Raw genomic sequence first — 17965 nt, forward strand, 5'->3', positions numbered from 1 at the left:
GATATGTCGAACTCCGGGCTGTCGAGCGTCGTGGAGAGTCGCCGACTCAACGCCCTCTTGGCGGGGACGATCCTGCTCTTCTTAGCGATCGCGGCCGTCGGCCAGTTTCTCGACGGCGACTTGGAGTGGGCGGGGTTCACGCTGGCAGTGCTCGTCATCGGTCTCGTCCCGCCCCTCGCTCGGCGGCGTCCGACCGCGATGTTGCCGTGGGAGGTCGTCTCTCTCGCCGCGCTGCCGATCGTCCTGCGGGCGCTCGTCGCGGGCGAGACGGTCGGCGGAATGACCTTCTCGGGGCGGATCGTGACGTACGTGGCCGTCGCGGCCGCAGCGCTCTTGATCGCCGTCGAACTCGACGTGTTTACCGCGGTGAAGATGAACCACCGCTTCGCCGTCGTGTTCGTCGTGGTGACGACGATGGCCGCCTCGGGCATCTGGGCGGTCGTTCGGTGGCTCTCGGACGTCCTCGTCGGAACGCGGTTCCTGTACGACGGTCGCTCCGAACACGTCATCGAGGAGGCGCTGATGTGGGATTTCGTGGCGGCGACCGTCGCTGGCGTGTTCGCGGGAGTGCTCTTCGAGTATTACTTCCGCCGCCACGCGCGGCTCGTTCGGCGGATTCCGGACGCGACGCCCGCGGAGTACCCTGATCCCGACATAGGGTCCGTAGATGACCGCGGCGCGGACCGCGGGACGTACCGGTCGGTCGAGGAGGTCGAGGAGCGATGAGAGTTCGTGACGCGCTCCACATCTCGGATCGTCGGCAGCGACAGGCCACCCGCGGGATGCAGGTCTTCTTGGCGACGATGCTCCTCGCGGGTCTCGCACTCCGAAACGGCGGCGTCGTCGTCAACGCCTCGATCGGTCTCTTCGTGACGTTCCTCCCGGGCATCCTCGAACGCGACCTCGGCATTCCGATAGACGCGGGACTGGCGCTTTGGATCTCCGCGGCGGTGTTCCTGCACGCGCTCGGGACGATCACGTGGCCGGGGATCGGCAAGCCCTACGCGAGCGTCTGGTGGTGGGACCACCTCACGCACGCGCTGTCGGCCAGTCTCGTCGCGGGCGTCGGCTACGCGACGACGCACGCCGTCGACATCCACTCCGACTCGGTCTCGTTCCCCCCGCGGTTCCAGTTCGTCTTCATTCTCCTCTTCGTACTCGCGTTCGGGGTCTTCTGGGAGGTCATCGAGTTTATGATCGGGCTCGCGGCCGACTACACCGGCACGCAGGGCGTGCTGACGCAGTACGGGCTCGGCGATTCGATGCTCGATCTCGTCTTCAACACCCTCGGGGCAATGCTGGTCGCCGCCTACGGAAGCGCCCAACTGAGCGAGGTCGTCGACGCGCTCACCGCCCGGTTGGCCGAAACGTACGGGTAGTGCACTCCGACCGCTATTCGCCCCCGAGACTTATCCTGCTCCGTGCTGTACTGTCGCACGGCGATGGTGTTCAAGAAAGTAACCCTGATCGGCCGGAGCGGAGAGAGCTTCGACGACGCGGTGGACGACGCGATCAATCGGGCCGAGGAGACCCTCGACAACGTCCACTGGATCGAGGTCGAGGAACTCGGCGTGGAAGTCGCGTCCGTCGAAACGAGAGAGTATCAGGCGGAAGTCACGGTCGCCTTCGAGCTTCGAGACGAGTAACGGGGACAGCCCACTGGGGAGTGGGGACCTCGAAGGCGACGTACGGCGGTTGCGGGGCTCCGTCGACGTCACTCTCCGACATCGACGGCTTCATTTTTGCCGCGCGACCACTCCGCGTGAATGCCGCGTCTCCTCCACTATTCTGACGTCGAAAACGTCTACGACGACCCCGTCCGGGTCGGTCGCCTCGCGGGGGCGATCCGCTCGCGGGACGCCCCCGACGCGCTCGTCTGCGGAACCGGCGACAACACCGCGCCGGGCGTGCTCGCGCTGATCGAACGCGGTCGGCAGGCGTTGGACCTCTTTCACGCCATCGACGCGGACCTCGAAACGTTCGGCAACCACGACTTCGATTTCGGGCCGGCGGCGACGCGGTCGATCGTCGCCGACGCGCCGCAGACGTGGCTCTCGGCGAACGTCTACGAGCCCACCGGCGAGCGGTTCGCGGCGGATCACGTCGTCGATCACGCCATCGAGGCGGTCGACGGCGTCCGAATCGGGTTCTTCGGCGTCACCGACCCCGCGACGCCCTCGCTCAACCCGAAGTCAGGGGAGCTCGAATTCAGCGATCCCTACGAAGCCGCCGCGACGGCCGTTTCGGAGCTCCGTGCCGCCGGCGTCGACCGCGTCGTGGCGCTCTCACACCTCGGCAGCGGCGACGACGACCTCGCACGCGGGGTCGACGTCGACGTGATCCTCGGCGGTCACCTCCACGTCGAACGCTGCGAACGGATCGACGGGACGCTGCTGCTCCGACCGGGTGCGAACGGGCGCGTGATCTTCGAGGTCGACCTCGGCGCGACGGGACCGATCGAGGTCCGGCGTCACGAGACCGGCGACGCGTCGGTGGCCGAGGACGTGGTCGAGACGCTCCGCGGGCGCGTCGACGCCGCGGGGCTCGACGAGGTGGTCGCACACGTCGAGGAGCCGCTCACCCGGGACGAACCGACGGTATTCGGCGGCGAGTGCCGGATCGGTAACGTCGTCGCGGACGCGTACCGGTGGGCGCTTGACGCCGACATCGGGTTGCAGAACAGCGGTGGGATCCGCGACGGCCCGGCGCTCTCGGGCGACGTGACCGTCGCCGACCTCGTGAGCGTCATCCCCTTCGAGGAGCGCGTCGTTCGCGCGGAGCTCACGGGGGCTGAGCTGCTTGCGGTGTTCCGGGAGTCGGCGGCGGACGTCGTCGACTTCGGCGACGCCGGGTGGTGGCACGGGCACTTCTCGGGGGCGGAGATCCGCTGGGACGACGAGGCGAACGAGCTACTGGCAGCCCGTGTCGGCGGCGAGGCTGTCGATCCCGACCGCCGCTACACGCTCGCGACCTCGGCGTATCTGCTCCACACCGACCACGAGTTCCCGACGCTGCGCGAGCGACACCGCGCCGGCGAGGGCGGCATCCAGTACGAAGTACTCGCGGACTACGCGCGACAATTCGGGCTGGATACGGCGGTGGACGGGCGCGTCCGGCGACTCTCGGGATCGCGACCGATCGCCGACGAACCGGTTCGGGAGCGATCGAACGAGTGAGTGTTTGAGTGCTTGCGGTGCGTTTGGAGAACGGACCGAGATGCGTCTCTGAGAGGAGCGTGTGAGGCCGCGGTCCGATCGCCGTTCCAAGTGGAAACGTTCAGGGGTCGTCAATTCGTCATTCGGGACAATGACGCGCGTCGTGGTTCCTGTCAGATACCCCTTATCGAAGCACTCGCGAGCGACGCTCTCGGAGGCGACCCGAATCGCCGAGGAGCGCGAAGCAGAACTGACGGTCCTCCACGTCGACCTCTATCAGGAGAGCCACGGCGTCACGCGCGCCGAACTGAAACGGGCGGTCGAATCGGTGTTCGGCCCGCTGGAGCGGACTCGCTACGTGGTCCGACGGGGATTTCTCGTCGAGGAGACCATCCTCGAAGAGATCGCGGCCGACGACGCCGACGTCGTCGTCCTCGGCTCGAAACAGGCCAGCCGGTGGCGCACGATGCTGCGCCGATTCCTCGACGACCCCGACATCGAAACGTACCTGCGTCAGAAACTCGACTGCACAGTGATCACCGTCCGCGCCGACAGGTGACCGACCGGTCCACGCTTTTCGCTGCTCTCATTCCCCGTCGGTTTCGTTTGCAGGGTCCGGTTCCCCATTCGAGGGATATTCCATCGGACGGGTCGGCGGTGCCCGCGTGCCGACGGTCGCATCGACGGTCCCGCTCGTCTCGTCGAAGATCAGGTGGCGGTGCGGGTAGGCGAACTCGATGTCGGTGTCAGCCGCGTGGAACGCCTCCCAGATCCGGTCGCGGATCCGCGATTCGATCGTCGGGATCTTGTACGGCCGCTTCACCCAGTACCGGAGCGTGAGGATGACCCCGTCGTCGCCGAACGACGATCGGAGGACCGTCGGCCGAGCGGGGTAGCGCGCGCTTCCGACGCGGATGTCGGGGCCGCCCTCGATCACTTCCTCGTCGGCCGCGGCCGCGCGCCGCATCAGTTTCTTGGCTTGGTCGGTGTCGGACCCGTAGGTGATCACGACCTCTATGGAGAGGCGAACGCGCTCGTCCTCCGCGGAGTAGTTCGTCACGAAGTGATCGCGGATCGCCGAGTTCGGAATGACGAGCGAGGTGTTGTTCAACGTGAACAGTTTCGTGTAGCGGATCGTGATCTCGTCGACGAACGCTTTCCGCCCGTCGTCCAGTTCGATCAGGTCGCCGATCTCGTAGGGTTGGTCCGCGAGGATGAACAGCCCGTTGATCACGCTCCCGACGATCGGCGCGAGCACGATACCCAGCACGGCCGAAAACACCGTCACCGAGAGCACCAAGTCGCCGACTTCGAGGCCGAGAATTCTGGCTGCGACGCCCAAGAATACGAACACGACCGCGAGGCGAATGAGTCTGAGGACAGTCTGTGCGACACTCTGGCGGCGGAACCGCTTCGCGACGGACCGGCCGGTGAGTCGAACGACGTACCGCGAGAGCAGCACGCCGAGGGCGATCGCGACGATCGCGAACACCACCCGCCATCCGGGGAACTGGAGCCACTCCGGCACGACGGCGAGTACGTCGCCGTCGGTGGCGGCAGCGAGAACCAGTGTCGCCGTGAGTGTCGTCGCGGCCTGCATATCTCCGACCACGAGAGGGTCGGGCAAAAAGGGTACCGCCCTCGTCGACCGAATCCGATCGGTGACCACGACCGTCACCGTGGAAACAATAAGGTATCAGGTCACCGAATATCGAGCCAATGAGCGCGCCCCAGCACACCCCCGGTTTCACGATCACGCACGAGACGGCACCGAGCGAGACGCTCCTCACGGGGTTCTCGGCGTTCGGACTTGCAGGTCTCACCGCTGCGGACTACCTCGTCGACCACCTCGACCTTCAGGAGCAGGGCCATCTCTCCGTCGAGGGGTTACCGACGGTGACGCCGTTCGAGAACGGACGACCGCGCCATCACACGCGGCTGTTCTCGCGCGACGACCTCGATGTGACCGTCCTCGTCGGCGAGCTGTTCATTCCCGTTGGCGCGGGACGGACGTTCGCCAACGCCATCTTGGACTGGACGGAGAAGAACGGCGTCCTCGACATCGCGATCCTCTCGGGCGTCCCGATCCCGCACGGTCCCGAGGAACACAAGACGTACTACATCGCGACCGACGACTACCGCGAGCGTCGGCTCCTCGACGAGGCGGTTCCACCGATGGGTCGAGGCTTCCTCGACGGCATCAACGCGGCTTTGGTCGAATGTGGACTCGACTCTCCGTTGGGCGTCTGTACGTTCGTGACGCCGGTCCACGCGCAGGTGCCAGACATCGAAGCGGCGATTCGGTTGGTCGAGACCGTCGAAACGGTCTACAACATCGGGATCGACGCCAGTCCGCTCGAAGCGTTCGCTGCGGAAGTCGAACAGTACTACACAGAACTGGCCGAGCGGATGCAAGAACACGATGACGAACTGCCGGAGGACCGAATGTATATGTAACTTCCTCCGAACCGCGACACGCGTCGGTGTGTGATACCTCACCATGTTCCGGGTACCCTAAGTTTAAGTCTTGGTAAGAAGATCATTAGGTTATGCCGCTTGGAATAGATATATTCAGATACGCACAACGAGCGGGACGTGAGGTCATCGTCGGCCTGAGTTGGGACATTCTGCTCGTGTTCGCGTTCATCGGAACACTAACGTTTTTGATCCACTATATACTCCGCGAGCTCTGGAATCCGACGGACCACACCTCCCGACCCGACGATCCGCCGAAATCCGAGGTCGAACAGTCGCTCGAAGAGCAAGGCGTCGACGAGATCAAGCGGTTCTCCGTCGCCCAGCGCGTCTCCCACTGGGTGATGGCGATCTCTATTTTCGCGTTGATGCTCTCGGGATTCGTGATAATGAATACCGAAGTGACGCTCCGGGCCGTCCCGGGGCTATCGTGGCTCGATGTCCACATCGTCTCGGCGGTCGTGCTCATCGGCTACGTGATCTTTCACGTCGGCCACGTCGCGTACAAGGGCACGTGGTCGAAGATGTGGTTCGGCGTCGCCGACGCCAAGGACCTCTGGCGGCGGTTCACGAACCTGATCGGACAGACCGACGAGTACCCGCGCCAGTTCGAGTACCCGAGCGCCCAGAAGTTACTCCACTGGGGCGTCACCGGAGCCTCGCTCGCCGTCATCGTAACCGGCGTCGTCCTCGTTCGCCGGGTGAGCCTCGAACCGCTGTGGGGGCCGACGCGAGAGTTCTCCTTCCTCGGCCTGCAGTTCGGCCTCGGAACCGCCGATGCGCCCGGACTGATCGCGTGGAGTTTCGTCTTCCACGACTTCTTCGCCGTCGCGCTGTTGGCTCTCGTGATGGGCCACGTCTACTTCGCGCTGCGACCGAACGAGTGGGCGATCACGAAAAGTATGATCACGGGACGCGTCACCGTCGAGGAGTACGCCGAGAAGTACTCGCCGACGAGTTGGAAGATCGGCGGCTCGAAGGCCGCGGACGGCGGCGAGGTCTCGAACGACGACGCCGAGCGCTGAGCGAGGGTTCCTCGAGGGGTGTCCCGCCGCTCGGACCGCCATCTCTTTTTCGTCCCGAGATAACCAGAACGTATGTCGGACGTCACCATCACGCTCTTTTCCGATCCGCTGTCTCCCGCGGCGTATCGGCTACGACCCGTCCGCTCGCGACTCAGGTACGTCTTCGACGACGTCGACCTTCGATATCGGTGTCTCGTGTCTATCCCAGACGCACGCGACGATGCCGCCCGTGATACCGACGATTCAGACCGCGATACCGACGATGTCGACCTGTATACCGATGAAACCGCGGCCATAGCGACCGAACTTTCGGAACTGAAAGCCGCGGGTTCGATGCCGGTCGCCGGTTCGCTGACGGCCGAGGCGCTCCCCCCGTCGTGGGCGGCGTGCGAGGCGGTCGCCGCTGCGAGAGAGATCGGTGGACCCGACGTCGCGTTCGCGCTCACGAGGGCGCTCGCCGATCGAACGTTCGCGGAGGGCGAACCGACGGGCACCCCGGAAGCGATCCGAGCGGCCGCGGCCTCGGTCGACGGGATCGACGCCCGCCGAGTCGCCGACGCGGTCGGCTCTCGTCGCGCGACCGCGGCGGTGGGTCGAGATCTCGAACGTGCCCGACAGACAGCGGCGTCGCTCTCCGAGGTCGACGTCCGGGGGACGCCCGAGACGGTACCGCTGCAGCCGAGAAGCTGTCTCGACGGCGTCGCTGGCGACACAGACCGTCACAGCGATTCGGGTGGTGAGACGGGAGTAGACGACGAAGCGGAATCAGACGACGCGGCGGGACCGGATAGCGTCGGGACGACGTCGGACAGCGATGGGACAGGATCGAACAGCGGCGGAACGGGAACGAACGGCGACGGCGATACGAACTCGGACGAGTCGGCGTCGGCAGCGCCCCCGACGAGAGACGCCATCCTCCGCGCTCCGGTATACCGCGTTAACGGACCGGGCGGAGCGACGATCGTCGACGGGAACGCCGGGTTCGACGCGGTCCGCGATGCGGTACGGACGTACGACCCCGACCTCGGCGACACGGGTGAAACGACCGGAACGCAGAGCCGGAACGTGATGCAGCAGTACGGTGCGGCACCGATGAACGCCGAGAGCTTCAGCCCGGAGGACCACGGTTCGCGCGCGATCGAGGTGCTCGAGACGCTTCCCTCGGCGTTCACCGCCGAAATATGCGCCTGTCTCGACGTCACCGAAGAGACCTGTCGCATCGCGCTGCATCGCCTGAAACGGGACGGCGACGTACGACGGCTAACAACCGGCGCGTGGACCCGGGTTCCCGAAGAGTAATATCGCGAGCTACGCAACTGAGTGGCATGCCTGAAACGCCAGTATCAGATCTTCGTGACGCGATCGAGCGGATCGAGATCGCCTACGAGTTCCTGATATCCTTCGCCGGGGAGGGGATCGACCGCGAAACGATCCAATCCGGGACGGGTCAGACGAAGGAGTACCTCACGGACTTCGAGGAAGGGCTGGCAGACGGGTACGAGGCCGCCCGGTCCGTCCCTGACAGTCACGAGGAACTCGACACCGAGACGTATCGGGCGTTTCTGGAGGAGATGGAGCCCGAGATCGAGGAGGCCCGGACCGTCCTCCGACTGCTCTCCGAACAGGAGTCGGTCACGTCGCGGATGGCGGACAACCTCAACGGAATGTCGGTCTTCCAGTCGGTGATGATGAAGTTCTTCTTCCTCGACGAACTGACCGACCACCTCGAACGCGAGTGAGATGGCCGCGTTCGTCGCCGCGATCACGGCCGCGGGGAAATCGACGCGGATGGGCGGGTTTCCCAAGCCGCTCTTGACGTTCGACGGGCGTCGATTCGTCGAGCGGCTCGTCGGGACGTACGCCGGACTCGGGATCGATCCCGTGGTGGTCCTCGGTCACGAAGCCTCGGAAGTCCGAGCGCGAGCGGACCTGTCCGAGGCGGTCGTCCGTGAGAACCCCGACTACGAGTCGGGGATGCTCTCCTCGGTCCACGTGGCCGTCGAGTACGCGGCCGAACGCGGTGCCGACGGCGTGTTCTTGAACCCCGTCGACTGCCCGCTAACGCCGGACGCGGTCATCGAGACTCTCGCCGCGGCCGCCACTGACGACGACGGCGACGTCCTCGTTCCCAGTGCTGACGGCGGGCGAGGCCATCCGCCCCTCTTCCGCTCGGACACCTTCGATGCGCTCCGTGAGGCACCGATCGATCGGGGTGCCCGGGCAGTCGTGCGGTCCGACGACACCGACACCCGCACCGTCGACGTCGACGACGAGCGCATCCTCGCCGACGTCGATACTCCCGCGGAGTACTGGGATCTGGTGAAACACTACGAACCGGTGTAGACCGCGCCCTTCCCCGCGGCCGCTACTGCGGCGGTATTTTTATCCAGTTTCCCCGAGAAGCATCGAGATATGGCAACAAGCGTCACACACACAGAGTCGAGCGGTCTGCAGACCGCGCCCGACGTCGTCGGGGCTGCCGTCATCACTGTCTTGGGACTGCTCCATCTGTTCGGCCTGCAGGTCGGTGGCGTCATCGGATATCTCGTCCTTCTCATCGGGTGGCCGCTCATCGGGGGAACCGTCGCAGCGAGGCTGTCCCCCGTCGGCGACGAACGCGTTGCTGGCACCGTCGCCGGAGCGTTCGCCGCTATCACGACCACGCTTATCGTGTTCCTGATCGGGCTGTTCGGCGCGTGGTCCGGATTCATCATCGGCACGTTCGGTGTGACGCTGTGGCCGGTCACGTTCGGAATGCTGTTGGTGCTGACTATCGCGTGGTCGGTCTTCGGTCTCGTCGGTGCGGACCTGTCGGTCCGGCTCACGGACTGACGCGTGTCACTATTCGTGGGGGCTCGGACTCACTCCGGCGAGCGACGAGGCCGGACGCGGTCGGTTCATCCGTCGGTTTCGACCCGTCGTCCGCCCGCCTCGACCGCGCGTTCGACCGCCGCTTCGTCGGGACAGAGGAGGGTCGTTCGTAGCGGGCCCTCTTCGACGAACACGGCCGTCGAGCGCACCGATACGGGCGGGTCGCGCTCGAAGATGACGCGGTACGCGTCGAGGTCAGAAACGGTTCGCCACTTGCCGGGAAGGGCTTCGAGTTCGTCCGCGGTCGGTACTTCGTAGCGGTCTTCCGCCTCGTTGTAGTAGCGTTCCAGCGACGCCGGAACCGACGCGTCGTCGACTCGAAACACGTAGACGCCCCTGAGCTCGAACACGTTGAACGGCATCGGTCTCTGTTCTCCGTCGCGACGCCGCCGGCAAAACAGTGGCGCTCGTCGGCGTTCGGTTCGTTCCGGGCCGCGAAGGACCGAGGGACGCACCCACCGCTCTAACCACGCTGACGGCGAACGTCTCGGACTTCTCATCGCGGGGATAGGCGTCAGTCTGGGAACGTACTTCGCGGGAGCGACCTTCGGACTGAACCCGCTCGGGGACGACCGACCCAGTTGCCGCTTCTGGTACTCACCGAGACATCACCTCAAACCGTCGTTCGCGGGCGGCTGCTGGCCGGCGTTGCTGTTGGACTCCCGATTGCGGTCCTCGTTTCGACTGCTTCGATACTTCTCGGAATGGCGGCGCTCTATGCCCCGCATTCGCTGTCATTGGGATCGGTCTGTGTCTCGCCGCAGCAGTGTTTGCGGTCGGAGTCGGCTCGGCGTACCCCATCTACGAAGAGCGCGAGATCTGGGGCACCGAAGCGGTCGTGCCGTCAACGTTTGTGATGATGGTGATCCTGCTCGTCATCGGTGGTTGAACAGTTCTTGGACTGTTCATCAGGTGGTTTGCGGTTACTGACAATCTCGTCTTGACGCCCGTATTCCTCGTGGGATTCGAGATTCACTGCCTGGTGGCTGTGGGTTGTCGTACGGGTCGTACCGGTACGCGGTTCGACGGCATCGAGAAGACCCTGAAGCCCGCGTAGTCGCGACGTCTGGGTGTCTGCTTACTGGTTTTCGAGCGCATCAAGGACGCACGCGGCGGCGATTACAGCCTCTTTTGGGACGTTGCTGGCATCGTCGATGCTGACTATGTAGGTATCCCGAAGGGAGAACTGCCCGTCGATATCGCCAACATGGGTGCCGTCGGCGTCGACGATCTCGTATTTGTTCGGGATCAGGTTCGTGATGGAGATGAGGTGTCGGAGCGCCGAGAGGAGCTTGTTTTTCGATCGAATGACCGCTAACGGCTCCCCCGTGTCGGGATCTCGAACCGTCCAGTTTTCCACGAACAGCGAGAAGTCCTCGTCGAGGACGACGACTTCCTCGCCGGTGCCCGCATCCGTGATCGCGTAGTTCCCTGCGATGTCCATAATACCGCCGGCCTTCACCGTGAACGCGTCTTCGTCGTCACCGGTGACGAACGGGAACTCCTCTTTCAGTTTGAACATCTTCTGTTTCCCGCGCAGAACAACAGTACCAGCGCTGTCGCGGATGACGTACTTGTTCCGAATCGCGGACTGTTTGACCTCGTAGCGGTCGTCGTCGAGATCAACTGTAGAAATGTCGTAGGGGGTGGTTGTCGATTCGAACGTGGAGGAATCGGCCATACGTGGTTGATCCCTCGGAGTATGATAAAAGCCTTCTGCTCAGGTCGATTCAGTACGAGATACGCACTCCAACCGGTTTTCGGGGGGCTTGGCTTCCGAGTACGACCAGTCGGGATCGACACCACCGAGGTCAGCGCTAATTTCTGCTCTCGATTCTCCGGATCGGTCGCTTCTGTCGACGGGGCCGTGATTCCGGTGACGTACGTACCGGTTCGCTCACTGAATTCCGGAGTGGTGACGAGGTTGTAGAGTCGTCGTGCGCCTTCTTGTTGTGTGGAGCCGATACCGGATGGTGGCTGCCGGACGGATCATCACTCGGGTCCGGACGGTGGCGTCGCCGAACAGGTTCGTCGATGGGACGAAGCCGGGGTGGAGGCAATTCGCCGTGATGCGTGGAGACCCTGCTCAAACCTGTTTTCCAATCAAATTCTCGTGTAGAACAGTCGATGAGAACGGAATATTGTCTCGATGATAACGACACCAACGAACACGATAAGTGCCTGCGCGAGTCCCTCAACGGCCTGTGCCGCAGAAAGCGTTACCCCAAGGTGGTGAGAGTACCAACCGAATCTTGGAGGGATCGATCTCCCACAACCTTCGATACTGTCGCTGCCCTCATCGGCCGTTTGTTACTGTGGCTGGTTCCGATACGCCTTGGACTCAGAGCGAAATGCACCCCACAGATACAACCCACCACTAGCAAATAGTACGGACGTCAGCCAGACCGCTTCGAGTTCAGACGCAAATGATTCAATGAGATGGATCGTAAACAGATACCCGACGGCCCCACCAATAGCACTTGCAAGGACTACAATCGCAACAGCGTGATTCACCGAGATCGTAGTTCCGTCCCAATCCGGACTCATATCTTCGATATCTCTACTGTAGGTGAAATATCTTGACCCCGCTGGACCCAGTGCTTATGCCCGCTGACAGCCTGTGTTTCGAAGAATGGCCGACGCCAAAGCAGTTCTCATCGGTGCAGTCTTGGCAGCAGGCCTCACCTACGGGGGGCTCGTGGGCGTCGAACTCCTCGTCACCGGCGAGTTGGACGGACCGGCCGCGCCGCTCGCGGGGGAGACGACGGTCGAAGGGACCACCTATCACCTCGACCGGTTGGGTCGGCCCACAGTCGTCGGCGAGGTGTACAACGGCCGGTCCCATCCGGTCGGGAACGCGACCGTGACGGTGACGTATTACCGCGACGGCGAGGTAGTCGGCGAAGCGGTCGGCGGCGTGTTGGGTGAACCGATCGCACCGGGGGAGTCCGCACCGTTCGACGTCCACTACGGAGAGAGCGGCGATGTCGACGATTACAACGTCTCGCTCACGACGGAACGGGCGACTGCGAGCGCGGCTGATTTGGCCGTCGACGCGGCTGTCGTCGATCGCTCACAGAGCCGGGTCGTCGTTTCTGGGACCGTCGAAAACCGCGGGAGCGACCCGCAGGCGGCCGACGTCGTCGTGGCCTTCTACGACGATGAGGGCAACGTGATCGGCGTTCGGACGACGCGGCCGAACCGCGAGGTTCCGCCCGGGGAATCTGTCCCGTTCACGGTCACGTTCCAGACCACCGGCGACGTGCCCAGCCTCGCACAGGAGTTCGACGACTTCGAGGCGCGAGCGGTGGCCGTCTCCTGAGGCCTGTGGCTGCTGAGGGAAGTCGCTGACGGCTGGATTGGATAGACCCACTAAAAAACCGCGGGCGACCGCTCAGGCGACGTTGCTCAGCGCCCGGCTGACCAGTCCGTCGGCGAGGTTCAGCTTGTACTCGTTGTCCGATTGCGGGCGCGCGTTCGGAAGCACGTTCTCGGAGGCCGAGGCGATGTTTCCGTCCGAGAGACTGTTTCCGCGGATCGCGTTCTCGGCTTTGCGGAGGCGCTTCGGCGTCGGCGCGAAGCCGTTGGCGACGAGGCGGAGGTCCGAGACCGTACTGCCGCTCGTGCGCACCGCGGCGGCGATGTTCCCGATCGCGAAGTCCCACGAGTCGCGCCCGCGGACCTTCTCGAAGTAGAAATTCTCTCCCCGCCAGTCGCTGGGGACCTCGATGTGCGTGAGGATCTCGTCGTGCGCGAGGTCGTGCATCACGGTGATGTTGTCTTCGGGACCGACGAAGAACTCCGAGAGCGGCTCGCGGCGCTCGCCGCGCGGACCGGCGACGACGACGTCCGCGTCCAGCGCGATGAGCGCGACGGCACCGTCCGAGGGATGGGCGGTGATGCACCGCGAGTAGTCGGTGACTGCGTGGTCGCTCGACTCGCCGGTGATCGCATAACAGGTGTTCCCGCCCGCGCGGTAGCAGTCGAAGCCGCCGCGGTAGTACCAACACCGCGAGTCCTGCGTGAGGTTGCCGCCAATCGTTCCCTGATTGCGGATCTGCGGCGTCGCGATCTCGCCGATCGACTCGGCGATGAGCGAGAAGCCGTCGGTGACCGCGTCGTGGGATTCGACCTCCGAGAGCGTCGCCAACGCGCCGATCCGAAGCCCGCCGCCGCTCGTCTCGGTGATCTCTTTGAGCTCCTCGATCGGCTTGAGGTCGACGAGTACTTCCGGCGTCCGGTCGCGGTTCTTCAGCCAGTTGATTTCGTCGGTGTTACCCGCGATCGTCGCCGCGTCGCTACCGTGTTCGTCTAGGAGCCGCACGGCGTGCTCGACGCTCGTGGCGTCGATGTGCTCGAGCGGCGGGATCATATCTTGTTGCATAGTTACAGCTCCACCTCCCCACTGCGGACCTTCGCAAGCACCTTGCCGGGGGTGACGGGGAACGTGTTGAAGGTCACCCCGAGGGCGTCCTTGACCGCCGCGGCGACCGCGCCTGACGCCGCCCCGTAGGGGGGTTCGCCGACCCCTTTCGCCCCGAAGGGGCCGAATGGGTCCGGTTCGCCGACCGCCCCGACGTGGAGGTCACCGGCGACGTAGTCGTGAATCGACGGCGGGTTGTTCTTGTAGAGGTCCGTGTTCACCGGGATGCCGGTGCCCTCGTCGTGGCGGTACTGCTCGTAGAGGGTGTACCCGATGCCTTGGATGGCACCGCCCTCGACCTGCGCTTTGAAGCTCTCGGGGTGAATGACCGTTCCCGAGTCGTTGTAGTTCGCCATCTCCTCGACGACGACCTTGCCCGTCTCGAGGTCCACCGAGACCTCCGCAATCGCGCCGGCGAAGGAGGTCACGAACCCGTCGAGGTCCTCGCCGGTCGTCTTACCGAACGCGACGAGCCCCTGCCCGACCGCGTCGCTCGCGGCGGCGATCGTCAGCGGGACGAGGCTCTCTTGGTACTGCTCGGGGATCTCCTCGGCCGTGTACTTGCCGCCCGCGTCGACGGCGGCCTGTGCGGCCTCGGCGAAGGTGATCGACTCGCCCGACTGTCCGTGAACGACCTCGTGGTTTTCCACAGTGTAGGCGTCGGCCGTGCCGCCGAGTTCCTGTGCGGCCAGTTCCTTGAGGTACTGGACGGCCGTCTCCGCGGCTTTGACGTTGGCCAGCCCCTCGGTGAAGGTCGTATTCGAGGAGAACTGCCCGAGGGTGAACGACGACTTGTCGCTGCTCCCCCACGAGACCTCGACGTTGTCCCAGTCGGCGTGCATCGTGTCCGCGACCATCCGGGCGACCGCGGCGAAACTCTCGGTCCCGAGGTTACCGGCACCCTGCCGCACTTCGACGGTACCGTCGGTGTGGACGACGACGAGCCCGTCGAAGCCGATGTACCCGGAGGCGTGCGACGCCGACGCCATTCCGACGCCGTACACCTTCGATCCCTCGCGGGTCCCGGACCGGGCGCGCTTCTCCTCGTAGTTGATCGCGTCGGCGGCCAGCTCGTAGGCCTCTCCGAGGTACGCGCTGGTCATCGGAATCCGCTCGGCTCCCGCCGGCCCGCGGTTCTCCGGGGCGTTCTGTAGACAGACGTCGAGCGGGTCGAATCCGGCCTGCTTCGCCGCTTCGTCGATGACCTGCGTGACGGCGAGCGCCGCTTGGTTCTGGCCGGGACCGCGCTGCGGCCATCGCTTGGGGGTGTTGGTGAAGACGCCGACTCCGCGGAACCGAAGCGTCTCCGGTTGCCAGCACTGAGTCAGCGAGTTGAACCCGGAGCTGAGCGTCGACAGCGCGTCGGCGGAGTACGCACCGGAGTCGCCGATCGCCTCGATCTCCATCGCGGTGATCGTTCCCTCCGAATCGAGCCCGACGCGAGTTTTCGCGATGAACGTCGAGCGGCCGTTGCCCCAGTGGAACTCCTCGCGCCGCGTCCCGCGGATCTTCACCGGGCGGTTGACCTCCCGCGAGAGGAACGCTGGCACGCCCATCTGCGGGTACGCGGTACCCTTCGAACCGAATCCGCCGCCGCAGAAGTTGCTGATGAAGGTGACGTCCCCCGGAGACTTACCGATGATCCCCGCGACGCCCGTGTGCGTCATACTGATGCTCTGGCTGGAGCCCCAGAACGTGACGTGCCCGTCCGTTCCCCACTCGGCGACAGTCGAGCGCGGCTCCATCGGGTTCGTCGGCTGCGGGTGCGCCGAGACCGTGTCCTCGTAGATCGTCTCGGCGTTCTCGAACCCCTCGCTGACGTCGCCCCAGTTCCACTCCATCGTGAACTCGCCAGGGTCCTCCGGGAAGTCGCCGCTGAAGTCGGCGTCGTCCCATTTGATGGTGTCAAAGGCGGCGTCGGACCCGCCTTGCCCTTCGGCGCTCTCACCGCCCGCTTCGCCCGTCGGGGCGTTCCCCTCCGGACGGGCGTTCGGACTGCCCGGCTTGAGCGTCTCGATCGGATCGACGACGTGATCGAGCACCTCCCAGTCGACCTCGACGGCCTCGACCGCCGCGGCGGCGGTGTATTCGTCGTCCGCGGCGACCGCGGCGACCGGGTATCCGAAGGTCAGCGGCTCCTCGGCGAGCACCGGCTGTCCGACCGCCGCGTCCGGGACGTCCTCGTGGGTGATGACCGCTTGGACGCCCGACATCGACTCGGCCGCCGAGGTGTCGATGCTCCGGGCTCTGGCGTGAGCGTAGGGACTCTTGACGGTCTTCGCGTGCAGGAGGTTGTCGAACTGGTAGTCGTCGGCATACTTCGCTTCGCCCGTCACTTTCGCTCGGCCGTCCGGGACCTCGAAGTCCGTTCCGACGTAGTTGTGGTTAGACACGGGTGATCACATCCGCTCGGCCGCGCTGAGAACGCTCTCGATCTCGTTCTCGTAGTTCCCGCAGCGACAGAGGTTCCCTTCGAGGGCGTCTTTGACCTCCTCGCGAGACGGGTCGCTGTTCTCCTCCAGCAACGACTTCGCGGACATAATCATTCCGGGCGTACAGAACGCGCACTGTCCGCCGAGTTCCTCGATGAACGACTCTTGGATCGGGTGGAGCTGTCCGCCCTCGGCCAGCCCTTCGACCGTCGTGATCTCTTTGCCGACGGCGTCTTTCGTGAAGTACGTGCAGCTGTAGATCGGATCGCCTTCGACCTGCACCGTACACGCGCCGCACATCGCTCGGTCGCAGCCGAACTTCGTGCCGGTCAAGCCGAGCTTATACCGGAGCGTCTCTGCCAGCCGCTCTTGGTCTTCCACCCTGACGAAGCGCTCGCGGCCGTTGACTGTCAGTTTCAGTTGATTCGAGAACCGCTCTCGAACTCCCGGCGTTTCGTCGCCCTGCGCCGACGTCTGTCTGATGTTGTTGAACAGATAGGCGTTCGCCGCGACGAGCGTCCCGCCGATCGTCCCCTTGATGATGTCACGGCGGGATGGTCCTCCCGAGTCGTCGCCGGCGTCTGGCTCTGACTCGTCCGGTACGTCTGTCGTAGACATACCTTGATTATCTTTCACACACATTCATATATGTTCGGCCTCCGGAAGGGGTGACCGGTGGAATCGGCCGCAAAACCCGGTGAAACAGAGACGTCCGTTCGCAATCCGCTAGGATTCGACTACACCGGGTGAGAGACCGTTCCGAACTCGGTTGAGTTCGCCGAGTATCGAAAGGGCGACGTCCGCGGGATCGCCGCCGCCGAGATCGAGCCCGACCGGCGAGTGGAAACGCTCGAAGTCGCCCTCGTCGACGCCGTCCTCTCGAAGCCCCTCGGCGACGCGTTCGGCCTTCGTGTCCGAGGCCACGAGACCGACGTAATACGCCCCCCGTTCGAGCGCTTCCCGGGAGGCGACGCGGTCGAAGTGACCGCTCCGCGTGGCGACGACGACGGCGGTGTTGTCCGTGACGCCGATCGCGTCGATTCCCGCGTCGTACTCGTCGGCGTACACCGCCGCGTCGGGGAAGCGCTCTTCGGTGGCGTACTCCTCCCTGTCGTCGACGACGGAGACGTCGTAGCCCAGTTCTACTGCCATCGGTGCGAGCGACTGCGCGATGTGGCCGCCGCCCGCGACGATCAGTCGTTGACTGCCCGGAACCACGTTGATGAACACGTCCATTTCGCCGCCGCACACCATTCCCGTGTTACCCTCGGGCCGCAGTTCCCAGCGTTCCGTCCGCGGGGTCCGTTCCCCGATCGCCTCGACGGCCGCCCGACGCGTCCGCTCTTCGACGGTGCCGCCGCCGACGGTCCCTTCGGTGCTCCCGTCGGCGCGAACGAGCATCGACGCCCCCGGATCCTGCGGGGCCGACCCGTCGACTCGCGTCACCGTTGCGAGCGCCACCGTCTCACCGGCCGCGGTCAGTTCGTCGATGCGACCGTACACGCTGGACGCGCTCTCGTCCCCTCCGTGCTCCTCCATCACACGCATTTTCGGCCGCCGAGGCTTATATTTATTCAACGGGGT

Annotated in this window: 20 protein-coding genes; 13 read left to right on the forward strand and 7 right to left on the reverse strand. The window is 64.8% G+C overall.

Going from position 1 to position 17965, the window contains the following annotated elements; all coding sequences use genetic code 11:
• Positions 1–3: 3 nt before the first annotated feature.
• From U5919_RS14145 to U5919_RS14165, 5 genes are all read left to right on the forward strand, one after another.
• Positions 4–726: a hypothetical protein gene (locus U5919_RS14145; protein WP_336025085.1), complete on the forward strand. Its 723-nt coding sequence runs from the start codon at positions 4–6 to the stop codon at positions 724–726.
• Entirely contained in the window at positions 723–1379 is a 657-nt protein-coding gene (locus U5919_RS14150) for a DUF2238 domain-containing protein (protein ID WP_336025086.1), read from the forward strand. Before U5919_RS14145 ends, U5919_RS14150 begins: the two co-directional genes overlap by 4 nt.
• Before the next feature lie 63 nt (positions 1380–1442).
• The gene (locus tag U5919_RS14155) at positions 1443–1646 is read left to right on the forward strand and encodes a dodecin (protein WP_336025087.1); all 204 of its coding nucleotides are present in this window, start codon (positions 1443–1445) and stop codon (positions 1644–1646) included.
• 120 nt (positions 1647–1766) lie between these two features.
• Entirely contained in the window at positions 1767–3176 is a 1410-nt protein-coding gene (locus tag U5919_RS14160; RefSeq protein ID WP_336025088.1) for a bifunctional metallophosphatase/5'-nucleotidase, read from the forward strand.
• A gap of 130 nt (positions 3177–3306) precedes the next feature.
• Complete coding sequence (locus U5919_RS14165) at positions 3307–3714, forward strand: universal stress protein (RefSeq protein ID WP_336025090.1); 408 nt, start codon at positions 3307–3309, stop codon at positions 3712–3714.
• 27 nt (positions 3715–3741) lie between these two features.
• Here U5919_RS14165 and U5919_RS14170 read toward each other — a convergent pair whose 3' ends face one another.
• Entirely contained in the window at positions 3742–4755 is a 1014-nt protein-coding gene (locus U5919_RS14170; RefSeq protein WP_336025092.1) for a mechanosensitive ion channel family protein, read from the reverse strand.
• 119 nt (positions 4756–4874) lie between these two features.
• On the opposite strand from U5919_RS14170, the gene U5919_RS14175 reads away from it, so the two are divergent.
• From U5919_RS14175 to U5919_RS14200, 6 genes are all read left to right on the forward strand, one after another.
• A complete protein-coding gene (locus tag U5919_RS14175; protein WP_336025093.1) occupies positions 4875–5612 on the forward strand; it encodes a proteasome assembly chaperone family protein in 738 nt (245 codons plus the stop codon).
• Positions 5613–5704: 92 nt separating this feature from the next.
• Entirely contained in the window at positions 5705–6655 is a 951-nt protein-coding gene (locus U5919_RS14180) for a cytochrome b/b6 domain-containing protein (RefSeq protein ID WP_336025095.1), read from the forward strand.
• Positions 6656–6727: 72 nt separating this feature from the next.
• Entirely contained in the window at positions 6728–7954 is a 1227-nt protein-coding gene (locus U5919_RS14185) for a hypothetical protein (RefSeq protein WP_336025097.1), read from the forward strand.
• Positions 7955–7980: 26 nt separating this feature from the next.
• The gene (locus U5919_RS14190) at positions 7981–8394 is read left to right on the forward strand and encodes a hypothetical protein (RefSeq protein WP_336025098.1); all 414 of its coding nucleotides are present in this window, start codon (positions 7981–7983) and stop codon (positions 8392–8394) included.
• Position 8395: 1 nt separating this feature from the next.
• Positions 8396–8998 (forward strand): nucleotidyltransferase family protein, encoded by a 603-nt coding sequence (locus U5919_RS14195; protein ID WP_336025099.1) that lies wholly within the window; start codon positions 8396–8398, stop codon positions 8996–8998.
• 69 nt (positions 8999–9067) lie between these two features.
• Entirely contained in the window at positions 9068–9487 is a 420-nt protein-coding gene (locus U5919_RS14200; RefSeq protein ID WP_336025100.1) for a hypothetical protein, read from the forward strand.
• A 65-nt stretch (positions 9488–9552) separates the two neighbouring features.
• Here U5919_RS14200 and U5919_RS14205 read toward each other — a convergent pair whose 3' ends face one another.
• Positions 9553–9888 carry a hypothetical protein gene (locus U5919_RS14205; RefSeq protein ID WP_336025101.1) on the reverse strand — a complete coding sequence of 112 codons (336 nt, stop codon included), beginning with the start codon at positions 9886–9888 and terminating at the stop codon, positions 9553–9555.
• A gap of 404 nt (positions 9889–10292) precedes the next feature.
• Between U5919_RS14205 and U5919_RS14210 the strand changes: the two genes are divergently transcribed.
• Positions 10293–10415, forward strand: a complete 123-nt coding sequence (locus U5919_RS14210) for a hypothetical protein (protein ID WP_336025103.1) — start codon at positions 10293–10295, stop codon at positions 10413–10415.
• A gap of 189 nt (positions 10416–10604) precedes the next feature.
• Here U5919_RS14210 and U5919_RS14215 read toward each other — a convergent pair whose 3' ends face one another.
• The gene (locus U5919_RS14215) at positions 10605–11207 is read right to left on the reverse strand and encodes an LURP-one-related/scramblase family protein (RefSeq protein WP_336025105.1); all 603 of its coding nucleotides are present in this window, start codon (positions 11205–11207) and stop codon (positions 10605–10607) included.
• Between the two features lie 951 nt (positions 11208–12158).
• On the opposite strand from U5919_RS14215, the gene U5919_RS14220 reads away from it, so the two are divergent.
• Positions 12159–12848: an FxLYD domain-containing protein gene (locus tag U5919_RS14220; protein ID WP_336025106.1), complete on the forward strand. Its 690-nt coding sequence runs from the start codon at positions 12159–12161 to the stop codon at positions 12846–12848.
• 72 nt (positions 12849–12920) lie between these two features.
• Here U5919_RS14220 and U5919_RS14225 read toward each other — a convergent pair whose 3' ends face one another.
• The 4 genes from U5919_RS14225 to U5919_RS14240 form a co-directional block, all read right to left on the reverse strand.
• The gene (locus U5919_RS14225; protein WP_336025107.1) at positions 12921–13910 is read right to left on the reverse strand and encodes an FAD binding domain-containing protein; all 990 of its coding nucleotides are present in this window, start codon (positions 13908–13910) and stop codon (positions 12921–12923) included.
• A gap of 2 nt (positions 13911–13912) precedes the next feature.
• Positions 13913–16342: a xanthine dehydrogenase family protein molybdopterin-binding subunit gene (locus tag U5919_RS14230; protein WP_336025108.1), complete on the reverse strand. Its 2430-nt coding sequence runs from the start codon at positions 16340–16342 to the stop codon at positions 13913–13915.
• A gap of 6 nt (positions 16343–16348) precedes the next feature.
• Positions 16349–16999, reverse strand: coding sequence for a (2Fe-2S)-binding protein (locus U5919_RS14235; protein WP_336025109.1), 651 nt, complete (start codon positions 16997–16999; stop codon positions 16349–16351).
• A 108-nt stretch (positions 17000–17107) separates the two neighbouring features.
• Positions 17108–17920: an XdhC family protein gene (locus U5919_RS14240; protein WP_336025110.1), complete on the reverse strand. Its 813-nt coding sequence runs from the start codon at positions 17918–17920 to the stop codon at positions 17108–17110.
• Positions 17921–17965 lie beyond the last annotated feature (45 nt).

It is taken from the genome of Halobellus sp. LT62, assembly GCF_037031285.1.
Taxonomy (GTDB): domain Archaea; phylum Halobacteriota; class Halobacteria; order Halobacteriales; family Haloferacaceae; genus Haloquadratum; species Haloquadratum salinisoli.

Excerpts from the sequence above, each read along its gene's own strand:
- U5919_RS14190 (WP_336025098.1), top strand. The coding sequence starts at position 7,981 with ATGCCTGAAACGCCAGTATCAGATCTTCGTGACGCGATCGAGCGGATC.
- U5919_RS14215 (WP_336025105.1), bottom strand. The coding sequence starts at position 11,207 with ATGGCCGATTCCTCCACGTTCGAATCGACAACCACCCCCTACGACATT.
- U5919_RS14160 (WP_336025088.1), top strand. The coding sequence starts at position 1,767 with ATGCCGCGTCTCCTCCACTATTCTGACGTCGAAAACGTCTACGACGAC.
- U5919_RS14180 (WP_336025095.1), top strand. The coding sequence starts at position 5,705 with ATGCCGCTTGGAATAGATATATTCAGATACGCACAACGAGCGGGACGT.
- U5919_RS14225 (WP_336025107.1), bottom strand. The coding sequence starts at position 13,910 with ATGCAACAAGATATGATCCCGCCGCTCGAGCACATCGACGCCACGAGC.
- U5919_RS14235 (WP_336025109.1), bottom strand. The coding sequence starts at position 16,999 with ATGTCTACGACAGACGTACCGGACGAGTCAGAGCCAGACGCCGGCGAC.
- U5919_RS14165 (WP_336025090.1), top strand. The coding sequence starts at position 3,307 with ATGACGCGCGTCGTGGTTCCTGTCAGATACCCCTTATCGAAGCACTCG.
- U5919_RS14175 (WP_336025093.1), top strand. The coding sequence starts at position 4,875 with ATGAGCGCGCCCCAGCACACCCCCGGTTTCACGATCACGCACGAGACG.
- U5919_RS14195 (WP_336025099.1), top strand. The coding sequence starts at position 8,396 with ATGGCCGCGTTCGTCGCCGCGATCACGGCCGCGGGGAAATCGACGCGG.
- U5919_RS14170 (WP_336025092.1), bottom strand. The coding sequence starts at position 4,755 with ATGCAGGCCGCGACGACACTCACGGCGACACTGGTTCTCGCTGCCGCC.
- U5919_RS14145 (WP_336025085.1), top strand. The coding sequence starts at position 4 with ATGTCGAACTCCGGGCTGTCGAGCGTCGTGGAGAGTCGCCGACTCAAC.
- U5919_RS14205 (WP_336025101.1), bottom strand. The coding sequence starts at position 9,888 with ATGCCGTTCAACGTGTTCGAGCTCAGGGGCGTCTACGTGTTTCGAGTC.
- U5919_RS14240 (WP_336025110.1), bottom strand. The coding sequence starts at position 17,920 with ATGGAGGAGCACGGAGGGGACGAGAGCGCGTCCAGCGTGTACGGTCGC.
- U5919_RS14200 (WP_336025100.1), top strand. The coding sequence starts at position 9,068 with ATGGCAACAAGCGTCACACACACAGAGTCGAGCGGTCTGCAGACCGCG.
- U5919_RS14150 (WP_336025086.1), top strand. The coding sequence starts at position 723 with ATGAGAGTTCGTGACGCGCTCCACATCTCGGATCGTCGGCAGCGACAG.
- U5919_RS14185 (WP_336025097.1), top strand. The coding sequence starts at position 6,728 with ATGTCGGACGTCACCATCACGCTCTTTTCCGATCCGCTGTCTCCCGCG.
- U5919_RS14155 (WP_336025087.1), top strand. The coding sequence starts at position 1,443 with ATGGTGTTCAAGAAAGTAACCCTGATCGGCCGGAGCGGAGAGAGCTTC.
- U5919_RS14220 (WP_336025106.1), top strand. The coding sequence starts at position 12,159 with ATGGCCGACGCCAAAGCAGTTCTCATCGGTGCAGTCTTGGCAGCAGGC.